The sequence below is a fragment of the Nonomuraea sp. MG754425 genome (assembly GCF_021699195.1).
In the GTDB taxonomy this organism is placed as follows: Bacteria; Actinomycetota; Actinomycetes; order Streptosporangiales; family Streptosporangiaceae; genus Nonomuraea.
Map to the genome: position 1 here is coordinate 1 of NZ_SSXE01000411.1, position 1,642 is coordinate 1,642.

At 65.6% G+C, this 1,642-nt stretch carries 1 protein-coding gene and 1 tRNA gene; one reads left to right on the forward strand and one right to left on the reverse strand.

Going from position 1 to position 1,642, the window contains the following annotated elements; translation table 11 throughout:
* The first annotated feature begins 172 nt into the window (after window positions 1-172).
* Window positions 173-1,078, forward strand: a complete 906-nt coding sequence (locus tag FAF44_RS53110) for a tyrosine-type recombinase/integrase (RefSeq protein WP_272896252.1) — start codon at window positions 173-175, stop codon at window positions 1,076-1,078.
* A gap of 222 nt (window positions 1,079-1,300) precedes the next feature.
* Here the strand turns inward: FAF44_RS53110 and FAF44_RS53115 are convergent.
* A tRNA-Arg gene (locus FAF44_RS53115) sits at window positions 1,301-1,374 on the reverse strand.
* Between the last annotated feature and the right edge of the window lie 268 nt (window positions 1,375-1,642).

A 1,642-nucleotide genomic window follows, 5' to 3' on the forward strand; every position in this document is an offset into this window, starting at 1 on the left:
CGAAACTCCGGCGGATAGTTGTTTGGCACTGCAGACTCCTTCTTCCGGGGACCAGGGTTCCCCAGAGATCAGGTGTCTACCAAACTGGGCCAACTCCAGGCGGACTCTGCGCGGGTACTCGTTCTTGCCCGAAGACCGCAGGCCGACTCCGACACCGGAGATCGCACGGACCTTGCGCTGGCTGGAGAGCACATCGCTGCCGCTGAGCGCACTGGAAGAAACCAAGCACGCGCGGACAGCCTTGGAAGCCCTGGCTCTGTGCTTGGACGGCAAGGCCGCGGCGACCTCGACCTATCGCCGCAAGCGAGCCGTCTTCCATCACGCACTCGAATACGCCGTGGAGTTGGAAGAGCTTTCGGCAAATCCGCTGCACAAGGTCAAGTTCCGCAAGGCCAAGGTGAGCGGCGAGGTCGACCGACGCTCGGTGGTCAATCCGCAGCAGGCCCGCGAACTGCTCACCGCGGTGACCTACGTGGGACGGTCACGCGGGCCGATGCTGACCGCCATGTTCGCGTGCATGTACTTCGGGGGCCTTCGTCCGGCGGAGGCGGCCGGACTGCGGCAGAAGGACTGCCACCTCCCGGCGAAGGACTGGGGCCTGCTGACGCTGGAGAAGACCAGGCCCCAGAGCAACAAGCGCTTCACCGACTCCGGGCAGGCCCATGACGAACGCGGCCTGAAGCATCGGGACGTGAAGCAGACACGCACCGTTCCCATCCCATCCGAACTGGTGACCATCCTCCGCGATCACATCGCAGCGTTCGGGGTCGGCGAGGACGACCGTCTCTTCCGCACTCGCACAGGCGGCGTGATCTCTGGATCGGCCTACGCCAAGGTCTGGCAGGAAGCTCGCACGTACGCCTTCACGCCCGACCAGGCCGCCTCCCCCCTGGCGGGCAGGCCGTACGACCTTCGACACGCGGCCGTCTCGCTCTGGCTCAACGCGGGCGTGCACGCCCCGGAAGCGGCCGAACGAGCCGGCCACGGCATAGACGTGATGCTCCGCGTCTACGCCAAGTGCATCGACGGCCAACAGGAAGTCGCCAACCGGCGCATCCTGGACGCGCTCGCTGCATGATCCACAACGCACGGCAGGACCCTGGGACATCTCGGGGTCCTTTCGCCGTTCCAAGGCTCGAAACCGCCGTGCTCACCTGGGAAAACGGGCCTGCGGGCATTCCGCGTATATTCCGCGACCAGTGGCACCGGGCTGCTTTCGGCCGCCGCACCCTGCCTACGAGCCAAGACCGCCGATCATGCAAAAGACCAGGTCAGCCCGTAGATTGCCTGGTCTCGGTTGCGCGCCCTGCAGGATTCGAACCTGCGACCGTCGGATTAGAAGTCCGGTGCTCTATCCAGCTGAGCTAAGGGCGCTCCCGCCTTATTGTGCATGATCCGGCGACATGTCACGCACAGGTTTTCCCCGTGTCAGCCTGTCAACCCGATCACACCCCGCGTGGACAGTGTCCCCAGCATGGTGGCCGGCGATGCCTGTCCAGGGGCCCGTCTCGGCGTACGGGCCTCAGGGAGGATATCGGACGTGGCGGGGTGGAGGAGGAACCAGGAGAAAAGGCCGAGGTGGGCGGCACTGAGCGGTGAAGGGAGGGTGATGAGAGCGGGGTGGTGGCGCTCTGTCCGGGAC